This window comes from Thiomicrorhabdus xiamenensis, assembly GCF_013282625.1.
In the GTDB taxonomy this organism is placed as follows: domain Bacteria; phylum Pseudomonadota; class Gammaproteobacteria; order Thiomicrospirales; family Thiomicrospiraceae; genus Thiomicrorhabdus; species Thiomicrorhabdus xiamenensis.
Window position 1 is genome coordinate 399,515 of sequence record NZ_CP054020.1, and the last position, 22,810, is coordinate 422,324.

A 22,810-nucleotide genomic window follows, 5' to 3' on the forward strand; every position below is an offset into this window, starting at 1 on the left:
TTATTTAAACTCCAGATTAAAGTTGATCTGTGCCAGTCGTTTGGCTTCAACTTTAAGGTCCATCTGACTCAGAGGGTGTTGGTCCAGCCAGTTATCGGCAAAGATCAGACAGAGGTTGGTCTCTTTCTTGATCAGCAGTTCCGGTTTGATCTGTTCCAGATCCCGTCCGCGGTGGATACGTACGGCCAGACGAAGGAGAACGGTCAGATAACGGATTTTCTGGGCTTGTTCTTTGTCAAAGTCGTCTAGTGCGGAACTGATGAATTTTCCTCTGTGGTTGAGCAGAAGTGCACTCAGAATCTGTTTTTCCTGCTGGTCAAAACCAGCCATATCCGACTGCGCGACCAGATATGCGCTGTGCTGCCGATAGCGCTTGTAACTGATGGCAATTCCACATTCGTGCAAGCGACAGGCCCAGTCCAGCAGCTGCCGGTAATTGATTTCTTCGGAATGAAGCTCCCAACAATTGTGCGCCTGCTTGAAGAGGTGACGTGCCGTTGCCGCTACGGCGTCGGCCTGTTTACTGTCGACCTTCATCCATTTTTGCATCGCCTGTACACTGACATCGCGGACATCTTCGGCATACAGACGTCCCAGAGTATCGAATACCAGGCCTTCACGCAGTGCATTGGGTGAGACGTGCATTACGTCGATATTGAGTTCCATAAAGGTAGCGATCAGTACCGCTAGTCCGCCACTGATAACCGGGCGCCGCTCATCCTTCAGGCCGGAAATTTTCAGTTCGTCCAGCTCTCCGGATTCAATCAGAGCCTGTTTCAGTTGGAGCATGCCATCAAGCGTTATACCGCCTTCCGACCACTGGTTTTGCTCTAAAATCTGACCGATCGATTTAATGGTTCCGGATGCGCCTATGGCGTTGTCCCACGACAAGGCGATCAGCTTGTTACGATGCGGGCGCAGCACCTGACGGCACCGGTCGATCGCTTTCTGCATCGCTTCGGCGGTAATTTTGTTATTCGCGAAATGGGCCTGGGTAATGCTGACACAGCCCATTTCGGTACTGGTCAGGTGCTGATAGCGGTTGCGCTGGCCGATAATGTATTCAGTACTGCCGCCGCCAATGTCCATGACCAGGCGCTGCTCGTCGCTCTTAGGCAGTCCAAGGGACACGCCAAGGTAGATGAGACGCGCCTCTTCCTGGCCGGAAATAATCTGAATGCCGATTCCCAAAGCTTCACGGGCGGCATTCAGAAACTGGCGACTGTTTTTGGCGTTGCGTAGGGTGTTGGTTCCGACGGCGCGGATATTCTGGTGTGGAATGCCTTTGATGCGCTGTCCGAAACGTTCCAGGCAGGCGATGCCGCTGGCAAAGGCTTCTTCGCTCAAGTAACCGCTTTTATCCAGTCCGGAACGCAGTCGAACCATCTCTTTGTGTTTATCGATCACCTGCATCTGTCCGTGCGTCTGACGGGCGATGATCATATGAAAACTGTTCGATCCCAGATCGATTGCAGCATACAGCGCGTTCTCTTCGCTGTCGTCAATGCCGAGGCTTTGGCTGTTGATCGCTGGGTACTGGAGAAGGGTCTCTTGATTCATCGAAGTTCTCTTGAGTGTTCTTTCAGAGCGCTAGTTTACTCTGTCTGTTTTTAGGTGTGTAGTGATTTGCCCCAAAAGACGCGGTTTCCGGCCAGGTTAACCGATAAAATAAGCGGTTTTACCTAGCCAGAATTGCGGCGTTCGATTGAGGCGTGTGCGGTTTAGCCTTCACTGTATTTTTCGATCAGATATTGCTGGGCATTATAGGCCGGACGTCCTTCAGGGATTGCTTGAAGATAGTTGCCGTCCGCCTGCAGCTTCCAGGCGCCGGTGTTGTCTTCCAGATAAACGCCGAGTCCTTCCGTATAAACCTGCTGGAAAAGTCGCGGATCAAGGATCGGGAAGCAGGTTTCCACTCGGGCCAGAAGGTTACGGCGCATCCAGTCGGCACTTGAGCAGAACAGTTCCGGTTTGCCGCCGGCATTTTCGAAATAGTACACGCGGTGATGTTCAAGGAAACGACCGATAATCGATGTTACGGTAATGTTTTCCGAAAGCCCCGGGACGCCCGGTCTGAGGCTACAGATTCCGCGGACGATCAGATCGATTTCGACACCGGCCTGCGATGCTTCATACAGATTGTCGATGATTTCCTGTTCTTCGAGACCGTTCATTTTGGCGATGATACGAGCTGGTTTACCCTGACGGGCATTTTCCGCTTCGCGTTGAATGCGTTCCAGCATTCCGCTATGCAGGGTGAACGGCGATTGCAGTAAGACTTCGAGATCCTTGGTCTCTCCGAGGCTGGTCAGTTGCTGGAAAACCTTGGAGGCGTCGCGGCCAATTGACTGATTAGCCGTCAGCAGCCCGAAATCCGAATAGAAACGGGTCGTGATATGGTGGTAGTTCCCGGTTCCCATATGGGTGTAGTAGCGAATGCGGTCGTTTTCTCGGCGCACTACCAGAATCATTTTTGCATGGGTTTTGTAGCCGACGACCCCGTAAACAACATGTACGCCGGCATCTTGCAGACGGGTCGCCTGAATGATATTGGTATCTTCGTCGAAACGGGCGCGCAGTTCGACGACAGCAGTAACCTCTTTGCCGTTCTGCGCCGCCTTCATCAGCGCTTTGATAATATCCGAATCTTCACCGGTACGGTATAGCGTCATGCGAATCGCCAGAACGTCAGGGTCCTTGGATGCCTCTTTAAGGAAGTCGATAACCGGCGTAAAGGCCTCATAAGGGTGGTGCAACAGAATGTCTTTCTGCGCGATACGGGCAAACAGCGAGTCGTTTTTCTTCTGGCGTGTAAACAGTTTGAAGGCCTTTTTAACGCTTTTCTTGGTCAGTTGTCGCTGGGTGTAAGGTTCGAACTGCAAATCCGGGCGGTTGACTCTATCCGGCAGAGCGCTCAGGCGGTGCAGGTTAACCGGACCATTGACCTGATAGAGCGCTTTTTCGGTCAGGTTGAAACGGTCCAGCAGGTAGTCCACCATATGCGGAGGACAGTTGTCCGCGACTTCGAGACGGATTGCGCCACCATAGTCTCGTGTAGAGAGTTCGCCACGCAGAGCGCTCATGATATCGTCAACCTCTTCTTCGTCGATAAAGAGGTTGGTGTTACGGGTGACACGGAACTGGTAGCAGCCGGTGACCGTCATTCCCGGGAAAAGCAGCGACACATTCGCGTGCAGTACCGAAGAGAGGAAGACAAAGTCGTTATCACCTTCTGTCGCTTCAGGCGGAAGTTTAATAATACGTGGCAATGAACGCGGGACCGGAACGATTGCCAGGCCGTTTGAGCGTCCGAAGGCGTCGGCACCTTCCAGAGAAACAATGAAATTCAAACTCTTGTTCAGAACACGCGGGAAAGGGTGCGACGGGTCAAGTCCAACAGCACTCAGAACCGGCTGTAAAGACTGGATAAAGTACTCTTTAATCCATGCCCGCTGGGTATCATTCCAGTGGTTGCGGCGTAGGAAATTGATGTTTTCCTTCTGTAGCTCCGGAATCAGGATATGGTTCAGCGTACTGTACTGTTGCTCGACGATCTCGTGTGCCGTGTCGGAGAGCATGTCGATCGCTTCGTTCGGATCCATTCCGTCCGGGCGGGTCAGGGTGCCCGGCTGATTGGCCACTTCATACAGACTGGCAAGACGGACTTCGAAGAACTCGTCCATGTTACTGCTGGAAATACACAGGTACTTAAGGCGTTCCAGTAACGGGATATCCGGGTTTTTAGCTTGGGCCAGAACCCGGCGGTTAAACTCCAATAAGCTTTGTTCGCGGTTGATATAGCGAGGGTAGTCGGTGGCAAGAGGTGGTAGATCGTTTGCGCTCATAGAGTAGGTCCCTGAAATCCCTTATTTGAGTATTAAAAAGTGATTAATGTCGGGTGCCGTTTTTCCACTGTTTCATCTACGTAAATACGGCACAATTTTCTATTCTAGCGCACTTGAATGACGCTGTAGTCGAAGAAATTGTGAAATATTTATGGCTGAGATCAGTCGCTTTAAATGAGAAAGGTTGCGAGCTTTATTGCTGTTTGTCGGGATTCTGTTGTTTGGATTTTTTCTGCGCATCGCAAGAACAGGGCGGAACGGGGTCGATTCCACCGGGGTTCCCTGGATGGCAGCGGCTGATGCGTTTGATCGCCAGCCAGGAACCTTTGATGACACCATGCGTTTTGAGAGCTTCGATGGTGTAATTGGAGCAGCTTGGATAGAAGCGACAGCGTGGTCCGAGCAACGGGCTGATAAAGAGTTGATAAAAGCGGATGATGGCGTAAAACAGCCAATAAACAGGATTCCATTTCATTGTTTAGATTTGCGCTCTTTGTTGCATGGCCGCTGTCCTTTTCCGAGTCGTCAGGCTTAGTTTCTTAAAGCGCGGTAGGTTGCGCTCTGATAGAAATTCTCGGCATGTTCGGTCAGCCAGACTTCCAAATCGTCACTCTTAAGTGGTTTGCTGATGACAAAGCCCTGAATGTATTCACACTGCCTCTCTTCGAGGAAGTTCAGTTGTTTGAGTGTCTCCACGCCTTCCGCGACAACCCGGACGTTCAGGTTGTGCGCCAGATGCAGAATCGCTTCACTGATGCTGATATCTTCTTCATCCATTGGCAGGCCGTCGATAAAACTTTTATCGATTTTGAGAATGCTCAGAGGGAAGCGCTTCAAGTAGCTCAAAGACGAGTAGCCGGTGCCGAAATCGTCAACGGCCAGCTCGAAGCCGAGTTTTCTGAGTTCCCGTAAAAGCTTGATGTTGGTATCGGCGTTTGTCATTACGGTACTTTCGGTCAGCTCGATTTCCAAAAGGCGGTTCGGAACGTCCGCCTCTTGCATTTTAGTCGCCAGGTTGGTGATGAAGCCTTCCGCGCTGAACTGACTGCTGCTGATGTTGATGGCGATGGATAGATCCTGGAAAGGTGTATTGCGCCATGATTTCAGTTGCTTGACGGTCTGGTCGACGACCCAGTGACTGATCGGCAGAATAATCCGCGTCTCTTCGGCAATCGGAATAAAAACATTCGGCGGCACCAGACCAAGTTCCGGATTTCGCCAGCGCAATAGGGCTTCAACGCCGATGATTTTACCGGTGGTGATTTCCATTTTCGGCTGATAGCACAGGTACATTTCATTGTTGCTCAGAGCGTTGCGCAGATGTTTTTCCATTTGCAGGCGTGCAGAGACGTGCTGGCTCATCTGTTCCTGATAGATGGCAAAGGTGTTTTTACCCTGGGCCTTGGCTTCATACATCGCAGTATCGGCATGACGCAACAGCGTATCGACGCTCTGACCGTTTTGCGGGTAGAAGGCGATCCCGATACTGGCGCTGACGCGAAGATCGTGATTGTCGATCTTAATGGTTCGTTCGATATTGTTGAGGATGCGCAGCGCGATAGACGAAATATTGTAAATATCCGCGTCACGCAGCATCAGAACGAACTCGTCTCCTCCGAAACGACAGATATGGGATTGATCGCCGACGCCTTTGATATTGTGTGTCAGGCGTTTGGCGATCACCTTGAGCAGTTCGTCGCCGATATTATGTCCAAGCGAGTCGTTGACCTGTTTGAAACCGTCGAGATCCATAAACAGTATGGCAAAGCTCTGATCGGGACGTTCGGCGAGCTGTTCTTCGATCTGGGATTTGAAGTAAACGCGGTTTTCCAGTTGAGTCAGGGAGTCGTAAAACGCGTATTGACGGATCTCTTTCTCGGTTTTGCGCTGATTGGTAATATCTTTGATGAACAGACTGATTTCGGGCTCGTCGTTAATCATTAATACCGAATAGGAAATTTCAGCCAGAATTTTTTCGCCGGAGCGGGTCAGCAAGGACATCTCCAATTTGGAGGCTTTGGTGTTTTGATGCCCATGTTCCGAAGTCGTGATAAACAGATCCAGTAGCGTGCCCGAGTCGCCGAAGACGGTTTTGATGGTGTAGCGATCGAAGAGTAGCTGAACCAATGAATTCTGCAGCGCTTCCCGGCGTGTATAGCCGAATAGCTCTTCGGCATAAGGGTTCCAGACTTTGATGATGCCGAACTTGTCGGTAATGATAATAGCGTCCTGTGACGAATCCAGCAGTTCCTGAAGGCGGTTGTGCATTTCCGACAAGATGCGTGTTTTATTCAGGATGGAGAGGGTCGCAATCGATAGCAGGATAAAAATCAATGCACTTATCAGTCCGAAAATCACGGCTTTCTGTTTGTCGATCTCTTGCCAGTCGAGATGATTGGTGATCGTAATGCGGCAGTTATGACAGCTTAGCGAGGGAACCAGTACCGTCTCGAAACGTTTCCAGTATGAAGTTGGCGGCTTTTCCATCTTTGCGGAGTTCCAGGACCAGCCTGTGTTGTAGTTGTCGGAAACACGCCTGAAAGAGACCTCGACCGCATCGTCTCGGAAAGCTTTCTGAATCGGCTTGGTCAGTGCAGAGTGGGTATTGACCAGAAAAACAATTGCGCCGGTTACCCATTCGGAGCGGTCTTCCTGATGGATGTTTGTTGGCTCTGTGGCGTACACGGGATGGGTGACTACCGCCAAGGATTTATTCGGGTGGGTCTGCTCCAGCCAGAAGATCGCCGTTCTGTTTTCTTTGACTTGACTGTCGAAGCGTTTTTCGATTTCCGGAATGCTGAAAAGGTCTTCGGCGATATAGGATGCGTTGTCCGGTGTGAGCGGTTCAACCTGATTGATGGCCAGAAAGTAGGGGGAGGCATTTTCCTTCTCTTGAAGAAAAATGCCCTTCGGTCGAATTTTAAAGGATTCGAATCCGAGCTGTTTTTGTTTTTCTTCAAATGAAGATAACTGTGTTTTCTTGGCGTAAGTCGCCAGCCCCATCGCCTCGATATAAGGGTAATCGTTCAACAGCCCCTGTGCGAAAATGCTGATGTCGTGTGAGGACTTAATATATTGCCCTGAATACTGCTGAGCGATGGCTTCAATCAGCGAGCTGATTTTCTGTTCCTCGATCAGGTAATTCTGGCGGATATCCTGAACTTCTTTGAGGAAAGCGGTGCGTTTCTCGCTTGCCTGATCTTCAATGTGCAGAAAGATGAATCCGATGACCCAGAAAGGCATTAGAAGCCAGACTAATTTCTGTCTTTTGCTGAGTTTGGTCGAGAAAGGGCCGATACGGTCATTCATCGAGTTCCGGCTCCTTGGATTCATAGGGTTGTGCCTGCATTAGGAAGGCGTTCGGCAGTGGTGCGGTCGATTCCTGAATAAGCGTCGGATTATACCAAAATACAAAACTATTGTTGGCGACGACCTCCTGTCGATCAATCGGCATACCGTCTAAAGTATGGATGGCGGAAAGGCCGGCCCAGGTGCCCTGTTCTTCAGGTTTGTTGGTCAACCCGAGCATGACATACGGCATGACCCAGTCATTATTGGTGACGGTCAGTTTCTTGGAGTAGCGTTTGACCCAGTTTAAATTAACGTCCCTGTCCCACTCCGGGAAGGATGCGAAATTATCAAACAGAATAATGTCGGTGTTTTCATCTTCCTGTAATTGCTTGAATAGCTGACGCCAATCTTGCTGAGTTTGGGCTTGAAATGCGCTGCTCGGAATGTCGAACTCTTTTACGATTTGGTGAAAGGCGACCACGTTTTTGGCGGCAGTTGTTCCCGGACCGGCCAGATAGGCGACATGGGTCTTACCTGGATTTATCTGGAACAGTAATTCCAGTAGTTGGCGGACCGGTGCGACTTCCAGCATGCCGGTGGTATTACTGTAAGGCAGGCTGTAATTGATGCCGCTGTTATTGATGCCGCAGAATATAAAAGGCAGTTCAGAACCGTTGAAATAGGGGGCGAGTACATACTCGACTGCATTGTCGTCGGACACAATGACCAAGTCGGGTTGTGTCTGTTCAATAAATTGTTTTGCTTTTAGGCCCGAGGCAGTAAGTTGCGACTCCGTATTCAGCTTCTTACTATCCATATAAAAGGTCTGTATTTCGCAATGCTTGCGCAGTGTACTGAATAAGGCGGATTCAAGCCGATCCTGCCATTCATAGCCGGGCGCATAGGACGCGATGTAGGTACATTTTGGCAGTTTGACCTTATCCATTTTGTCTACAGTTTTTTGAACCGTTGGCCCAGGAGAAGACCCTGCAAAAGAGGGGGGAGGAGGAAGTGCGAATACCGTCAGAGAGATGAAAGCCAGGAGTAGCACTGTTCGGTTTAAGAATGTGTTTTGCATGGAAGTAAACCTGGAATAGGGAGCCACTTTAAGCTTTCGGAAGACGTTGGTTAAAGGAAAGCACGGTTTCTTAACGGAGCCTTTCGAGGGCTGTCGTCAAAGGGAACCGGCTATTTTTTATCAAAAGCGTACAAATGCATTAAGATAATTGTCTTGCAGTATCACGCCTTTAGAAAAAATCTTACAATGTTTAGACTTATAAACCAATTCAAAAGTGTGTATTCGATTGATTTTGAGAGACACTTATTTGATTTTAACCCGTTTAAATTGCGCACTCTTACAGAGTGACGGCGATTAATCGTTTAAACTGTTGGATAATTTAATCCCCGCTATCGCTGCACGGTCATAGTGATAGCCAAGCCCAAACCAAAGTAACAAGGATTTCTCTGTATGCCAGGCACCCGCAACGCTTTTTTAATCTCGCAAGCCACTATTGTTAACGAAGGACAGCAATCGGTTGCTGATGTTCTTATCGAAAACGGGCGTATTGCCTGCATAGGTAACAATCTGAGCGCACCGGAGGGTGTCGAGGTCATCGACGCGAAGGGCTTGCATCTGCTTCCGGGATTTATTGACGATCAGGTGCATTTTCGCGAGCCGGGCCTGACCAGTAAGGCGGATATTGAATCAGAATCCAAAGCGGCAGTAGCAGGCGGAACGACAACCTTCATGGAAATGCCGAACGTCAAGCCGCCGACGGTGACCATTGAACGCCTTGAAGAAAAATATGCACTGGGTGCGAGTAAATCCTGGGCCAACTACTCTTTTTATTTCGGGGCGACCAATGACAACCTGCAGGAGCTGAAGAAAGTTAACCCGCGCAACGTTTGCGGTGTGAAAGTCTTTATGGGATCTTCGACCGGAAATATGTTGGTCGACGAAGAGCAGGCGCTGCGCGATATTTTTACGCACAGTCCGACGCTGATTGCGACCCACTGTGAAGATACGCCTATGATTAAGGCGAATGAGGAAAAATGGCTGGAGAAGTTCGGCGAAGACATTCCGGCTGCCGAGCATCCGAATATCCGCAGTCGCGAAGCCTGTTATAAATCTTCTTCGATGGCGGTGAAGCTGGCTAAAGAGACCGGTGCGCGTCTGCATATCCTGCATATTACGACGGCGGATGAGCTGGAACTGTTTGAACCGGGGCCGGTTGCAGGCAAGAAAATTACCGCTGAAGCTTGTACCCACCATTTGTGGTTCAGCGAAGAAGACTATGCGACAAAAGGACATTACATTAAATGCAATCCGGCGATTAAGACGCAGTCGGATCGCGATGCCATTCGTCAGGCTCTGATTGAAGGGCGTATTGATGTCGTTGCAACCGACCACGCGCCTCACCTTGAAGAGGAAAAGCATAACCCGTACTTTTCTGCGCCGGCCGGTTTGCCTCAGGTACAGCAATCATTGAGTGTTCTTCTGGATTTGGTCAAACAAGGCGTCTTTACGCTTGAGCAGGTAGTCGAAAAAATGGCGCATAACGTGGCCACCTTATACGAAATCGAAGAGCGCGGTTATATTCGCGAAGGCTATTGGGCGGACCTGGTACTGGTGGATCTCAATAAACCACATACTGACCTTAAGGACGAAGTGTTGTACAAGTGCGGCTGGTCGCCTTGGGAAGGGCATGAGTTTTCGTCCAGTGTGATCGGAACTTTTGTTTCCGGCGAGTTGAAATACTATCAGGGCGAATTTGCCGACTTTACTCCGGGACAGCGTTTGCTGTTTAACCGATAAACCGCGTTTAATGAGGAGATGAATACGATGATGCAATCCATTAATCCGGCCAACGGGGAATTGTTAGCGGAATTCGAAACATGGGATGACGAAACCCTGGATTATGTCGTGACTCAAGCCGGCTATATGTTCGGCGACTGGGGCAAGCTGACACCAATCGAAGATCGTTGTGCTCTGATGAAGCGAGTTGCGGATGTTCTGCGCGATGATGTCGATCTGCTGGCCGAGTTGATTACTCTGGAAATGGGGAAATCCTACGCAGAGGCAAAAGCGGAAGTTGAAAAGAGTGCCTGGGTGTGCGAATACTACGCTGAAAAAGGGCCGCAATTTCTGGCCGACGAGCCGGTTGAAACCGACGCATCGAAAAGTTATGTCGCTTATTTGCCTCTGGGCGTTGTTCTGGCGGTTATGCCGTGGAATTTCCCTTTCTGGCAGGTATTCCGTTTTGCGGCACCAGCGCTGATTGCCGGTAATATCGGCTTGTTGAAACATGCGTCGAATGTTCCGCAATGCGCCTTGGCGATTGAAGAAGTTTTCCGTAAAGCGGGTTTCCCCGATCACATCTTTTCGACACTGATGATCGGTTCAGACAAGGTTGAAGCTGTGATTCGTCACCCGGCCGTCAAAGCGGTAACCCTGACCGGTTCCGAGCCTGCGGGGCGTAAGGTTGCGGCGATTGCCGGTTCGGAACTGAAAAAGACCGTGCTGGAGCTGGGTGGTTCCGATGCCTTTATCGTTCTGGATGACGTCAGTATGAATACGGTAGTCGAAAATGCCGTTAAAGGACGTTTTATCAATATGGGTCAGAGCTGTATTGCTTCTAAACGTTTTATTGTCGATCAAATGCAGGCCGACAAGTTTACTCAGCAGTTTAAAGAAGCGATCGAGTCGCATTTCGTCGCCGGAGATCCAATGGACGAAAGCACGACTCTGGCGCCAATGGCGCGTCAGGATTTGCTGGACGAGTTGCACGATCAGGTCATGCGTTCGGTCGAGATGGGGGCGACGCTGGTGTGCGGCGGTTATCAGTTGGATCGTCCGGGCTGTTACTACGCGCCGACTATTCTTGCCGATGTTAACAGCAGTATGCCTGCCTGGAACGAGGAGTTTTTCGGTCCGGTGGCAATTATTATCAAATCAACCGAGCCGGCGCACGCTTTAGGTATTGCCAATTCGGTCGACTTTGGGCTGGGTGGTTCTATCTGGACGTCGGATATGGCGACCGCGGAAACCATGGCACGTGGAATGGAGTCCGGGGCAACGTTTGTTAACAGTATTACTTTCTCGGATCCGCGTATGCCGTTCGGCGGCGTGAAAAATTCCGGTTACGGTCGTGAGCTCTCGGTGCAGGGGATTCGCGAATTTACCAACGTGAAGTCGATCTGGATTAAATAAGCGACTATCAATCCATCACGATCAAAGCAATCATTCCGTCAGGTTGGTTGCTTTTGTTTTTTAAAGGCTATTTATGTTTGATTTGTGGTTAAAGACGCTAGGGGATTTAAAAGAGCCTAAAATTTTGGTTCGGCTTTTCGTTCCGTTTGTTGCGGCGATTATTCTGGTTTCGCTGCTCGGCTACGGCGTTTTCGGGGTGCTGATGTTCAGCGATTTCGTGACGCAGAATCCGCTGGTGATGGAAATGCAGGAGTTCGGTAATGAGGTCGAACAGACGGTTGGCGCAATTCCTCTGATCGGTTCGGCACTTTTATGGGTCGGAGGTCTGATTATGGCGGTGATCGCCGGTGTTCTGGGGGTCTTGCTGGGCAGTTATCTGATTCTGTTGTTTGCGATGATTATTACCGGTTTTATGACCGATTCACTGGTTAAGGTGGTACGCGATAAGCACTACCCGGGACTGGATTATCAGGGGCATGGTTCGATCGGCGATATGTTGTGGAAACTGACGAAATTCGGTCTGCTGATGCTGCTGTTATTTATTGTTACGATTCCGATGCTGTTCATTCCTCTGATCAACGCGATCTGGTTCTGGTTACTGGGTTTTCTTTTTTTTCGTTACTCGATTGTTCTGGATGTCGGTCAGGTGATTTTGCCGGAGGCTTTGTTTAATAAGCTTAAATCCGTTGATAACTGGACGCCGACGCTGACATTGGCATCGATGTTTTTCCTCAGTACCTTGCCGCTGGTCGGGCTCTTTATGCCGGTGCTGGGAGTTATTGCCATGGCGCATTATTACTTTGATAAATTGTCGGTTGCGACGGATGCCGAAAAGTAAGTTTTCGGCTCTGTCGGATTGGCATTGAGAGGCGCATTTAAGATGCGCCTTTTTTATTTTTGAGCGCCTGTATATGCCTGTCTCAGGCCTTGTTCTCGATTTTTTTGATTCAAAACGGATAGTTTAGTTGGTATGATTCTTTTTGTAAGGGATTGTTACTGAAAGTTCCTGATTGGCTACGTAGGAATTATAGGTATGGCAGTGAGTGGGGTGATTACTTTACTCCGCTTTAGGGAAGATAAGGTCGAATGATTAAGTTTGGGGAATATCTGCGCGTGTGTCGTGAACGCAAGGGCGTGACGCAGTCAGAGCTGGTCGAGGAGTTGGTCGCCGAGGATGCTTCTTTCAGTTCGCTGGATAGCACTACCCTCAGTCGTTGGGAGCGCGGTGTGTCGAAGCCGGCCATCAGTAAGCAGACTCTGATTATTCGTTATTTCTCGCGCAGCTTTAATCGTATCTATCCGTTTATCGGGGAGATGGAATCACTGGATATCGAAGCAAACTTCTGTGCTATGGGGTTTTCCAAGTTTGTCGGCCGCCATCGGATGGTGGCCGATTTTCCCGTCAATCAGATGGATATCAAACAGCTTCAGGTACAGGATGCGGTAAGTTCCGGAATGCATATGACCGCGTTGAGAAAAAATTATCTGGTCATCGAAGGATTATACGAGTTCGGTCTGGATGAAGATCTGCATCACCGTTTGGCGATGCAGCCGGGTAATTACTTTACGGTCTGTCAGTATCAGGAAGAGTATTTCGGGCATTTTCTGGCGCTTAAGTTGAATTCGGAATCTTTTCAGCGGGTTATGAATTTCTCGCTTGAGATCAGCCAGCTTGATGAACAGGATTTTGTTGGTAAGGATGAGGCTGGCGAATATTTTATTGTCGGCTTTTTCAGTATCGGTGATTTACCGATATCCATGTTATGGATTGGATTCTATGCGCATTTGATCCGCGAACAAATGAAAGTCGGCAAGGTCGGTGGTCTGGTGACAACAAAAGAGGGTGAGGCGATCGCTCGAAATCTGAATACCGAAATGCTGGCAAATACCCGCTACGGCGATAAATGTATGAAGAGCTATTATGCAGATATCGGTCAGATGCTGCTGACCGATACAATCGTCAAGATGGTTTTCAACCCCGAGAGCTGTCCGCGTTAGAGGAATTATTCTTCAAGATGGATATTTCCCAAGCGGGTTAGAACTTTTAAAAACGCTTTGCTGCTGTCGATCGATGCCGTTTCATTCATCGTGTGATAACCCGTAGTCGGGATTTGCAGGGTGGTGCCGTGCACCAAACCGTTCGACTTGTCTGTTATCCGCCCAAGTTCCGTGCGACCAAGGCTCATGGGAGGTTTGCTGGAACCAAGGTTGGCGTGATTGACCTGATCAATGTAGTGGTCTTTGAAGCTGTAGCTGACGCCGAGCGATGTACATACCTGCGCCAGCTTCTGGGTGGTTTCCAGATTGAAGTCGGCAAACTCGTCGCGGTTACGCAGTACAATTTGTTGTCGATCGGCTTCTTCACGATTGCGGTAGGGGCTGGTATCGACGACATATAATTCATTAGTCGAACCGCCGAAACGGCGGAACCATTCCAGCAGGTAGCGCCAGCTGCCTCCCGATTCCTCTTCGGCAGTGAAGAAAGCGGTGCCCTGATAGCCTAAGCTGAACAGATGGACCAGTGCGGCGGCCGTCAGCACATTGTCGAGCTGTCCTGAAAGCAAGCCGTGATCGATTTTAAGACGATCCAGAAAGCCGACCGGGGTTCCAGCGACAAGGTGCTCCAGTCCTTCGACTTCGAAAATCAGGTTGTTTCGATATTCGCAAATAAACGCATTGTTGATGATGCCTCGCCCGCGATAGGCACCCGACCAGGGTTCGTAGGCGATTACAGGTGTGTTGTCAAAGCGATTCATCAGCGTCAACATTAACTCTTCACTGACCGATTTCCCTAAAAGGTCGCTCATCTGTCCAGCGACGAAAGCGGCAAACTGAAATTCGTTCGGGCCGGTGCATATCAGTCCATGACGATCGATATGGCTGGAAAACATCGAGCTGTGCGGGTCATTGCCATGGGCAACCAGCAAACCTTCGTACCAGGTGACCTGGGCACCGCGCTCTTCGAGTTCTCGTTGCAGAACCCGGAAAAAGGCGTGCTCGGCTCCGACAACGGAAGGTTCGCGAATCAGTGATTTTAACAGGTCGATAAATTCGGCAAAGCGAAGCGGGTCGTTTGACGCTTGCGGGGATGTGTCCGTGTGGGAAAAAAGCGTTTCAGAGGTGTCTGGGGAATTGGCGTTCATGGTTTACTCCACAAAGCGGCCTTGGCGCGATCGCGTTGGGCTGGCTAAAATTTGAATTTTATAGGGAAATCAGAAATTAGCCAGCGTTATTTACGACTTGAGTTAATCAGGCGAACACAATGCGTTAAAGGGCTTGTGCCTGGGTGACTGCCGTTACGATCGCTTTGCTCAGTATGCCGAGTTGGGTTTCAGGGATGTTGAACGCCGGCATGGTGTAAATCAATTTTCCGAAAGGGCGGATCCAGGCACCTGCTTCCAGGGCAGCAGCCTGAATTTGTGGCCCAAGATCGCTTCTTTCCAACTCGACCACGCCGATCGCGCCAAGCACGCGGACGTCTGTGACGCCATCGAGTTTTGATAAAGGCGTCAGTTCGCTGTGCAAGTGTTGTTCGATCTGCTTGATCTGTTGCTGCCATGGCGATTCCATTAACAAGTCGATCGAGGCAATGGCCGTTGCACAGGCTAGCGGGTTGGCCATGAAGGTTGGGCCATGCATTAATACGCCGGGGTCGCCCTCGCAGATCGTGTTGCTGACGGTTTCGGTGCACAGGGTTGCCGCCAGGGTCAGGTTACCGCCGGTCAGCGCTTTGCCGACAGTCATAATATCCGGAGTTATGCCAGCCCATTCGCAGGCAAACAGTTTCCCTGTGCGTCCAAAGCCGGTGGCGATTTCATCTGAAATCATTAATACGTCGTATTTTGTGCACAGCTCGCGCACTGCTTCAAGGTATGCAGGCCGGTAAAAGCGCATGCCGCCAGCGCCTTGCACTATAGGTTCTAAAGTCAGGGCGGCGATTTCATGCCGATGCTGTTGGAGCAATCGTTCCAACTCGAGAATGTCTTGATCGTCGGATTCAGTGGCAAAGCCCATTTGTGGAGCAGGGGCAAAGAGGCTCTGGCGTAATACATCGTTAAACAAGTGGTGCATGCCGTTGACCGGGTCGCAGACCGCCATGGTGGCAAAGGTGTCACCGTGATAGCCATTACGAATCGAAAGCAGGCGGTTTTTCTGCGACTGCTGGCGGCTGATCCAGTATTGCAGGGCGATTTTAATCGCTACTTCCATTGATACTGAACCGGAATCGGCAAAGAAGACTTTATCCAAGCCCGCGGGAGTCAGCTCGACCAGACGTTTGGCCAGCTCAACGGCCGGTTCGTGGGTAAGGCCGCCAAACATAATATGTGGCATAGTATCGATTTGCGCTTTCATAGCTGCATTGATTTGTGGGTGGTTATAACCGTGAATCGCCGCCCACCATGAACTCATGCCGTCGACCACTTGGCGGTTGTCCGCTAAAGTTATCAAAGAGCCTTGCGTCGATTTTACGCCAAGCGGCGCGACCGGATTTGGCGAGGAGGAGTAAGGGTGCCAGATATGCTGTTGGTCGTAGTCTATAAGGGATTGCCAGTGTTCGGAATAATTCATAGGGTTTAGTGTCGGTTAGAGGGTTTGAAAATATTTAAGCATGGCACATTCTAAATTGAGTGCGTTTAACGTTTGTACAAAGTCATTCTGTAATGGCGCCTGAATGCAGGTACGTTGCTCGGTCAGCGGGTGGCTGAATTCCAGTGCAGTTGCCGCGAGATAGAGACGATGGTATCCGCGCCAGTCATTAAAAAGGTGGTTATGATTGCGGTCACCGTAATTTACGTCGCCGATGATCGGGTGACTGATTCCGTTCAGGTGGCGGCGAATCTGGTGTTTGCGTCCGGTTTTCGGCGATAACGCTAAAAGTGAGTAGCGCTGTTGTTCAAATTTTCCGAGCGGCTTGTCCAAGGTTGTCTGCGCCAAAGTATGGTAAGCGGTAAAGGCTTCCTGTGCTTCGGTAGGCTCTTGTTTGTCCCGGTCGCCGTATTTGTCTTTCTTATATAGGAGCGGTTTGTCGATCTCTCCATAATCTTGAGTCCAGCCGCGAACCAGTGCGATATAAGACTTCTGCAATGAATGATCCATAAATTGCACGCTTAGATGACGTGCTGCGTCCTTGTTCAGGGCAAAGAGTAGTAAACCTGATGTCGCTTTGTCCAGACGGTGTACAGGAAAAACGTCTTGTCCGATCAGGTCTCGGGTCAACTGGACTGCGAACTGGGTCTCGCGTTTATCGATCGGCGATCGGTGAACCAGAAGGGCGGCAGGCTTGTGAATCGCCACAAGGCTTTCATCCTGATAGAGTATTTGTAAGCTGTCGAGCTGGCATTGCGTTTGCATTTCAATCACTCTGGCGTAAACTTTGCCGCTTATTTTAACGCTCATCGCATTATAGAAAAGGAAGACTGTTGGAATTTACGACTTTAGAGTGGTTTTTTATCGCGTTGATTTTTGTGTGGACAGGTTTTGTCCGAACCGGGTTGGGTTTTGGCGGGGCTGCTTTAGGGTTGCCGTTTATGCTGATGATCGAAGACGATCTACTTTACTGGTTGCCGATTATCGGGATTCATCTGCTGTTTTTCTCCAGTCTGACATTAAGTAAGGCGTTAAAGCAGGTCGATTGGGCCTATCTGAAACGTAGTTTGGGCTGGATATTACCGCCGATGATCGTCGGTGTTTTCGGGTTAGTCAGTCTGCCGACGCAGTGGCTGGTGATTTTTGTGTACAGTATCACCTTGTTTTATGCGGCCCTGTGGATGTTGGATAAAGCGATACATAGTGAGAATTCCTGGGTTGATCGCGGGTTATTGGTTACCGGTGGCTATGTGGCGGGCACATCGCTGACTGGAGCGCCATTAATGGTTGCGGTATTTGCCCGTCACATCGATACGCATATGTTGCGCAATACTCTATTTGTACTTTGGTTTATTCTGGTCTCGATCAAAATGAGCACTTTTGTCATGCTGAGTGTCAAAATCGAATGGGAGACGGCGCTCATGCTGATTCCGGTTGCGGCCATCGGGCATGTTACGGGACTTAAAGCGCACGAATTTATTCTGCATAACAGTCGTGTCTTCAAGCGTGTGATGGGGTCGATGCTGTTAATCGTGAGCAGTATCGGTCTGGGAGTGACTCTGCTTAAGTAAGCTATTTTTGGCTTTTTTTGTAAAAAGGGCTTGTTATTTATTCGGGGATGCTTAAAATACGCGCCTATCTGCTTCGCGGCATACTTTTTCACTTGCTGAAAAGGCTGAAAGCGAGGTCAGAAGTATTCGCTGGATAAGCTGGAAAATACTTAGAATTTTTTTAAAAATTTGGGTTGACACCGACTGAATTATCTATAGAATACGCTCTCACAATCTGGAGGGTTTCCCGAGCGGCCAAAGGGGGCAGACTGTAAATCTGCTGGCTCAGCCTTCGGTGGTTCGAATCCACCACCCTCCACCATGCGGGTATCGTATATCGGCTATTACCTCGGCCTTCCAAGCCGATGAGGGGGGTTCGATTCCCCCTACCCGCTCCAGTTTTTAAGAGGTTCTCTTTGTTTTTCAGGAAATGGAGAGAGCCTTTTTTACTATCCTGCTTCCATAGCTCAGTAGGTAGAGCGCATCCATGGTAAGGATGAGGTCACCAGTTCGATCCTGGTTGGAAGCTCCATTTTCTTGATTTGTGTTTAAAATTAAGCGCCGACGAGTTGGGAGATGAGTCGCTGCTAACATGGAGTTTGCATCATGGCAAAAGAAAAGTTTGAACGTTCGAAACCGCACGTAAACGTAGGTACTATCGGTCACGTTGACCATGGTAAGACAACTCTTACTGCGGCTCTAACAATCGTACAAGGTAAAAAATTCGGTGGTGAAGCGAAAGACTACAGCGCGATCGATAACGCTCCTGAAGAGCGTGAGCGTGGTATCACCATCTCAACTGCACACGTTGAGTATGAGTCAGAAACTCGTCACTATGCGCACGTAGACTGCCCAGGTCACGCTGACTATGTTAAAAACATGATCACTGGTGCGGCACAGATGGATGGTGCGATCCTAGTATGTTCTGCAGCGGATGGCCCAATGCCACAGACTCGTGAGCACATCCTTCTGTCACGTCAGGTAGGTGTACCATACATCGTTGTTTACCTAAACAAAGCTGACATGGTTGATGATGAAGAGCTTATGGAACTTGTTGAAATGGAAGTTCGTGAGCTTCTAGACGAGTACGAATTCCCAGGTGATGATACTCCAGTTATCATGGGTTCTGCGCTTAAAGCAATCGAAGGCGATCAGTCTGAAATCGGTGAGCCATCTATCGCACGTCTAATCGAAGCGCTAGATACTTACATTCCAGAGCCTACTCGTGAAACTGACAAGCCGTTCCTGATGCCAGTAGAAGATATCTTCTCAATCCAGGGTCGTGGTACAGTTGCGACTGGTCGTGTTGAGACTGGTATCATCAAAGTTGGTGAAGAGATCGAGATCGTTGGTATTCGTCCAACTCAGGTAACTACAGTTACTGGTGTTGAGATGTTCCGTAAGCTTCTAGATCAAGGTGAAGCAGGTGATAACGTTGGTATCCTACTACGTGGTACTAAGCGTGAAGACATCGAGCGTGGTCAGGTACTAGCACACAAAGGTACTGTAAACCCACACACCAAGTTCGAAGCGGAAGTATATGTACTTTCAAAAGATGAAGGTGGACGTCACACTCCATTCTTCAATGGTTACCGTCCACAGTTCTATTTCCGTACAACTGACGTAACTGGTGCTTGTGAGCTACCAGCAGGTACAGAAATGGTAATGCCAGGTGATAACGTACAGATGACTGTTGAACTAATCGCTCCAATCGCGATGTCTGATGGTCTACGTTTCGCTATCCGTGAAGGTGGTCGTACCGTAGGTGCAGGTGTTGTTGCGAAAATCATCGAGTAACACTTGCCAAAGCAAAAAAAGCGCTGTATAATGCGCTTTTTTTGTGAATAGCTCCAGGGGTATAGCTCCAATTGGCAGAGCACCGGATTCCAAATCCGGGTGTTGGGGGTTCGAATCCCTCTACCCCTGCCATATTTCATGACGACCTGCACTTTTAACTAAGTGCGGGTCGTTTTTTTACCTAAGCTGATAGATTTTATGAGTAAAGAACAAAGTTCACAGAGCGCCCGTTCATCGTTAGATACGATTAAATTGGTTGCTTCATTGGCAGTATTGATTCTGTCGCTTGCCGGTTATTACACTTTTGATCAGATGCATGCCGTAGTGCGTGTTCTGGGCGTAGTAGCGGGGGCAGCAGTTGCTGTATTTATTTTTTACCAAACAACTATCGGTAGAAGCTGGTTTCAATATCTGTCTCACGCCAAGCGTGAAGTACGCCAGGTAGTCTGGCCGACCCGTCCAGAAACCATTCAGATGACGCTGATTGTATTTGTGGTTGTAATTCTGATGGGAATCTTTTTATGGTTGGTTGACATGTTCTTCCTATGGGCTGTCAAGCTATTAACAGGACAGGGTGGTTAAGAATGGCGCAAAGATGGTATGTCGTTCATGCTTATTCAGGGTATGAAAAGAAAGTACAGAAAAGCTTGGCTGAGTATATCGAGCGAGCGGGTTTAGGTCACCAGTTCGGTGATATTCTTGTACCGTCCGAAGAGGTCGTTGAGATCCGTGATGGGAAGAAGCGTACCAGTGAACGTAAGTTCTTTCCTGGGTATGTTTTGGTACAGATGGATATGAATGAAGATACCTGGCATTTGGTTAAAAGTGTTCCGAATGTAATGGGCTTCATTGGTGGGACGTCTGACCGTCCGGCACCGATTACGCAGAAGGAAGTGGATCGAATCCTTCAGCGCGTAAATACCAATACCGATAAACCACGTCCTAAGGTTATCTACGAAGCGGGCGAAATGGTTCGTGTTATCGATGGACCTTTCAAAGACTTCGAAGCGGTTGTTGAAGGCGTGGATTACGAGAAAAACAAACTTCAAGTATCAGTGCTTATTTTTGGACGTTCTACGCCGGTTGAACTTGAGTTCACTCAGGTAGAAAAGAACTAATTAAGTTCTGATTATTTAAACGGGGAGCTGTAAAAAGCGTTTGACCCAATCTAGGAGAAAATCATGGCTAAAAAAGTCTCTGGCTATATTAAGCTGCAAGTTCCAGCTGGTAATGCAAACCCTAGTCCACCGGTTGGTCCTGCTCTAGGTCAGCACGGTGTTAACATTATGGAGTTCTGTAAGGCGTTCAATGCTCAAACTCAGAGCATGGAAAACGGTCTTCCAATTCCGGTAATCATTACTGTATATGGCGACAAGTCATTTACATTCGTAACTAAGACTCCTCCAGCGTCAATTCTTCTTAAGAAAGCTGTTGGTATTAAATCAGGTTCTGCGGTTCCTAACATGAACAAAGTGGGTACAGTTACTCGCGCGCAGCTTGAAGAAATTGCCAACACTAAAATGGCTGATTTGAATGCAAACGATCTGGATGCAGCGGTTAAGATTATCGCTGGTTCTGCTCGTTCAATGGGCTTGAATGTAGAGGACTAATACGATGGCAAAACTAACTAAAAAGCAAAAGCTGTTTGCGGAAAAAGTTGACCGCAATGCATCATATGACATCGTTGAAGGTCTTAACCTAGTTAAAGATCTTGCAACTGCTAAGTTCACCGAGTCTGTTGATGTTGCTATCCGTTTGGGTATTGATCCTCGTAAATCTGACCAGGTTGTACGTGGTGCGACTGTTATGCCTAACGGTACTGGAAAAGATGTACGTATCGCTGTGTTTACTGGTGAAGCAAATGCTGAAGCAGCTAAAGAAGCGGGTGCGGATTTCGTCGGTATGGACGAGCTTGCTGCCGAAGTTAAAGGCGGAATGATGGATTTCGACGTTGTAATCGCTTCTCCAGATGCGATGCGCGTTGTTGGTATGCTAGGTCAGGTTCTAGGTCCTCGTGGTCTTATGCCTAACCCTAAGACTGGTACTGTTACTCCTGACGTTGTTGGTGCAATCAAAAAAGCCAAAGCCGGTCAGGTTCGTTTCCGTGCCGACAAGTCTGGTATTATCCACGCTTCTATCGGTACCGTTGCTTTCGATGCTGACAAGCTGAAAGAAAACTTAAATGCCTTGGTGGATGACCTTGTTAAAGCGAAGCCTGCTTCTGCTAAAGGGACTTACATCAAGAAAGTGACTATCTCTTCAACTATGGGCCCTGGCCTAACTGTTGATCAGTCGTCTCTATAATGATGTGTGTGCCAATTAAATTTGGTGCAGGCATTATTTGCGAATTGGGTCTCCGAAAATCAGTATTGATTCGCGAGTGCCCATCGCAGACCGTAGGTGAATGCAAGGCGCATTCTTAATCGTAATAAGCCTACGTAGATGGACCGGTTTGATAGGCCACTATCGAACTGTTTTGGAGGTTATATGGCACTCAATATTCAAGATAAAAAGCAAGTCGTTGAAGAAGTTGCTGCAATTGCTGCAGAAGCTGGTTCAGTCGTCGCAGCTGAATATCGTGGTTTGACTGTAGAGCAAATGACCAACCTTCGTATTGAAGCGCGTAAAGCAAACGTTCAGGTTCGTGTTGTTAAAAACACACTTGCACGTCGTGCACTTCAAGGTACGAAATTTGAAGACATGGCTGAGACCTTTACTGGTCCGCTTGTTTACGCTTTCTCTGGTGAAGAGTTGGGTAACGCGGCGCGTGTTTTCAAAAACTTTGCGAAAGATAACGACGCTCTAGTTGTTCGTTCACTGTCTATCGGTGAAGGTGTAATGGATGCAGGTTCTCTAGCGCAGGTTGCTGCTCTGCCTACTTACGATGAAGCGGTTGCGAAACTTCTATTTGTTATGAAAGAGCCTGTTGCAAAACTTGCTCGCGCACTTACTGCGATCAAAGAACAAAAAGAAGCCGAAGCTTAATTATTGTTTATTTAAATTTAATACTATCATTTAAAAAAATTTGGAGATTACAATGTCTGTATCTAAAGATGATATTCTAGAAGCCGTTGCAAACATGTCTGTAATGGAAGTTGTTGAACTAGTTGAAGCAATGGAAGAAAAATTCGGTGTTTCTGCAGCTGCTATGGTTGCTGCTGGTCCTGCTGGTGACGCTGGCGCGGGCGCTGAAGAGAAAACTGAATTTGATGTTGTTCTTACTGGTGCTGGTGACAACAAAGTTGCTGCGATCAAAGCTGTTCGTGGTGCAACTGGTCTTGGTCTTAAAGAAGCGAAAGCAGCTGTTGAAGGCGCGCCTTTCACTCTTAAAGAAGGTGTTTCTAAAGAAGAAGCAGAAGCTATGGCTAAAGACCTTAAAGATGCTGGTATTGAAGTCGAAATCAAGTAATTTCGTTTTTCAAGCTGGTTTTCAGCAAGAATTGGCTGGTGTTTCAAACACCGGCCTTTTCTCGTTTTAACAGTGTGTAAAAGTGTGTTAGTAACTTGTGGATAACAGCTACCACAGTTTT

General features: G+C 48.8%; 20 protein-coding genes and 4 tRNA genes. 16 read left to right on the forward strand and 8 right to left on the reverse strand.

From position 1 onward, the window contains the following. From ppx to HQN79_RS01850, 5 genes are all read right to left on the reverse strand, one after another. Complete coding sequence (gene ppx, locus HQN79_RS01830; RefSeq protein ID WP_173284001.1) at positions 1–1,560, reverse strand: exopolyphosphatase; 1,560 nt, start codon at positions 1,558–1,560, stop codon at positions 1–3. Between the two features lie 161 nt (positions 1,561–1,721). After that, positions 1,722–3,845, reverse strand: a complete 2,124-nt coding sequence (gene ppk1, locus HQN79_RS01835; protein ID WP_173284002.1) for a polyphosphate kinase 1 — start codon at positions 3,843–3,845, stop codon at positions 1,722–1,724. A 193-nt stretch (positions 3,846–4,038) separates the two neighbouring features. After that, a complete protein-coding gene (yidD, locus tag HQN79_RS01840) occupies positions 4,039–4,320 on the reverse strand; it encodes a membrane protein insertion efficiency factor YidD (RefSeq protein ID WP_173284003.1) in 282 nt (93 codons plus the stop codon). A gap of 56 nt (positions 4,321–4,376) precedes the next feature. Continuing rightward, complete coding sequence (locus HQN79_RS01845) at positions 4,377–7,154, reverse strand: bifunctional diguanylate cyclase/phosphodiesterase (protein WP_173284004.1); 2,778 nt, start codon at positions 7,152–7,154, stop codon at positions 4,377–4,379. Beyond that, a complete protein-coding gene (locus tag HQN79_RS01850) occupies positions 7,147–8,082 on the reverse strand; it encodes an ABC transporter substrate-binding protein (protein WP_173284005.1) in 936 nt (311 codons plus the stop codon). Before HQN79_RS01850 ends, HQN79_RS01845 begins: the two co-directional genes overlap by 8 nt. Positions 8,083–8,604: 522 nt before the next feature. On the opposite strand from HQN79_RS01850, the gene HQN79_RS01855 reads away from it, so the two are divergent. The 4 genes from HQN79_RS01855 (at position 8,605) to HQN79_RS01870 (ending at position 13,344) form a co-directional block, all read left to right on the forward strand. Beyond that, a complete protein-coding gene (locus HQN79_RS01855) occupies positions 8,605–9,951 on the forward strand; it encodes a dihydroorotase (protein ID WP_173284006.1) in 1,347 nt (448 codons plus the stop codon). 27 nt (positions 9,952–9,978) lie between these two features. Further along, complete coding sequence (locus HQN79_RS01860; protein ID WP_202984500.1) at positions 9,979–11,346, forward strand: NAD-dependent succinate-semialdehyde dehydrogenase; 1,368 nt, start codon at positions 9,979–9,981, stop codon at positions 11,344–11,346. Positions 11,347–11,419: 73 nt separating this feature from the next. Continuing rightward, complete coding sequence (locus HQN79_RS01865) at positions 11,420–12,184, forward strand: EI24 domain-containing protein (RefSeq protein ID WP_173284007.1); 765 nt, start codon at positions 11,420–11,422, stop codon at positions 12,182–12,184. Between the two features lie 248 nt (positions 12,185–12,432). Further along, positions 12,433–13,344 carry a helix-turn-helix domain-containing protein gene (locus HQN79_RS01870; RefSeq protein WP_173284008.1) on the forward strand — a complete coding sequence of 304 codons (912 nt, stop codon included), beginning with the start codon at positions 12,433–12,435 and terminating at the stop codon, positions 13,342–13,344. A 5-nt stretch (positions 13,345–13,349) separates the two neighbouring features. Here the strand turns inward: HQN79_RS01870 and HQN79_RS01875 are convergent, their stop codons facing one another. The 3 genes from HQN79_RS01875 to HQN79_RS01885 all read right to left on the reverse strand — a co-directional run bounded on the left by HQN79_RS01875 (position 13,350) and on the right by HQN79_RS01885 (position 16,698). Next, positions 13,350–14,489 (reverse strand): peptidase M42, encoded by a 1,140-nt coding sequence (locus tag HQN79_RS01875; protein ID WP_238843399.1) that lies wholly within the window; start codon positions 14,487–14,489, stop codon positions 13,350–13,352. Positions 14,490–14,613: 124 nt separating this feature from the next. Then, on the reverse strand, positions 14,614–15,915 hold the full coding sequence (gene bioA, locus HQN79_RS01880; protein WP_173284009.1) for an adenosylmethionine--8-amino-7-oxononanoate transaminase: 1,302 nt from the start codon (positions 15,913–15,915) through the stop codon (positions 14,614–14,616). Between the two features lie 15 nt (positions 15,916–15,930). Next, complete coding sequence (locus HQN79_RS01885) at positions 15,931–16,698, reverse strand: pseudouridine synthase (protein WP_173284010.1); 768 nt, start codon at positions 16,696–16,698, stop codon at positions 15,931–15,933. Between the two features lie 68 nt (positions 16,699–16,766). On the opposite strand from HQN79_RS01885, the gene HQN79_RS01890 reads away from it, so the two are divergent. From HQN79_RS01890 to rplL, 12 genes are all read left to right on the forward strand, one after another. Then, on the forward strand, positions 16,767–17,504 hold the full coding sequence (locus HQN79_RS01890; RefSeq protein ID WP_173284011.1) for a TSUP family transporter: 738 nt from the start codon (positions 16,767–16,769) through the stop codon (positions 17,502–17,504). A gap of 216 nt (positions 17,505–17,720) precedes the next feature. Next, a tRNA-Tyr gene (locus HQN79_RS01895) sits at positions 17,721–17,805 on the forward strand. A gap of 1 nt (position 17,806) precedes the next feature. Further along, positions 17,807–17,881: transfer RNA gene (locus HQN79_RS01900), tRNA-Gly, on the forward strand. Between the two features lie 58 nt (positions 17,882–17,939). Further along, a tRNA-Thr gene (locus HQN79_RS01905) sits at positions 17,940–18,015 on the forward strand. Positions 18,016–18,089: 74 nt separating this feature from the next. Further along, positions 18,090–19,280 carry an elongation factor Tu gene (gene tuf / locus HQN79_RS01910; RefSeq protein WP_173284012.1) on the forward strand — a complete coding sequence of 397 codons (1,191 nt, stop codon included), beginning with the start codon at positions 18,090–18,092 and terminating at the stop codon, positions 19,278–19,280. Between the two features lie 55 nt (positions 19,281–19,335). Further along, positions 19,336–19,412 (forward strand) — tRNA-Trp (locus HQN79_RS01915). Positions 19,413–19,478: 66 nt separating this feature from the next. Next, on the forward strand, positions 19,479–19,862 hold the full coding sequence (gene secE, locus HQN79_RS01920; RefSeq protein WP_173284013.1) for a preprotein translocase subunit SecE: 384 nt from the start codon (positions 19,479–19,481) through the stop codon (positions 19,860–19,862). A 2-nt stretch (positions 19,863–19,864) separates the two neighbouring features. Beyond that, positions 19,865–20,398 carry a transcription termination/antitermination protein NusG gene (gene nusG, locus HQN79_RS01925; protein WP_173284014.1) on the forward strand — a complete coding sequence of 178 codons (534 nt, stop codon included), beginning with the start codon at positions 19,865–19,867 and terminating at the stop codon, positions 20,396–20,398. A 63-nt stretch (positions 20,399–20,461) separates the two neighbouring features. After that, positions 20,462–20,890 (forward strand): 50S ribosomal protein L11, encoded by a 429-nt coding sequence (gene rplK / locus HQN79_RS01930; protein ID WP_173284015.1) that lies wholly within the window; start codon positions 20,462–20,464, stop codon positions 20,888–20,890. A gap of 4 nt (positions 20,891–20,894) precedes the next feature. Then, positions 20,895–21,584 (forward strand): 50S ribosomal protein L1, encoded by a 690-nt coding sequence (gene rplA / locus HQN79_RS01935; protein ID WP_173284016.1) that lies wholly within the window; start codon positions 20,895–20,897, stop codon positions 21,582–21,584. A 183-nt stretch (positions 21,585–21,767) separates the two neighbouring features. Continuing rightward, complete coding sequence (rplJ, locus tag HQN79_RS01940) at positions 21,768–22,265, forward strand: 50S ribosomal protein L10 (protein ID WP_173284017.1); 498 nt, start codon at positions 21,768–21,770, stop codon at positions 22,263–22,265. A gap of 52 nt (positions 22,266–22,317) precedes the next feature. After that, on the forward strand, positions 22,318–22,689 hold the full coding sequence (gene rplL / locus HQN79_RS01945) for a 50S ribosomal protein L7/L12 (protein WP_173284018.1): 372 nt from the start codon (positions 22,318–22,320) through the stop codon (positions 22,687–22,689). Positions 22,690–22,810: the final 121 nt, after the last annotated feature.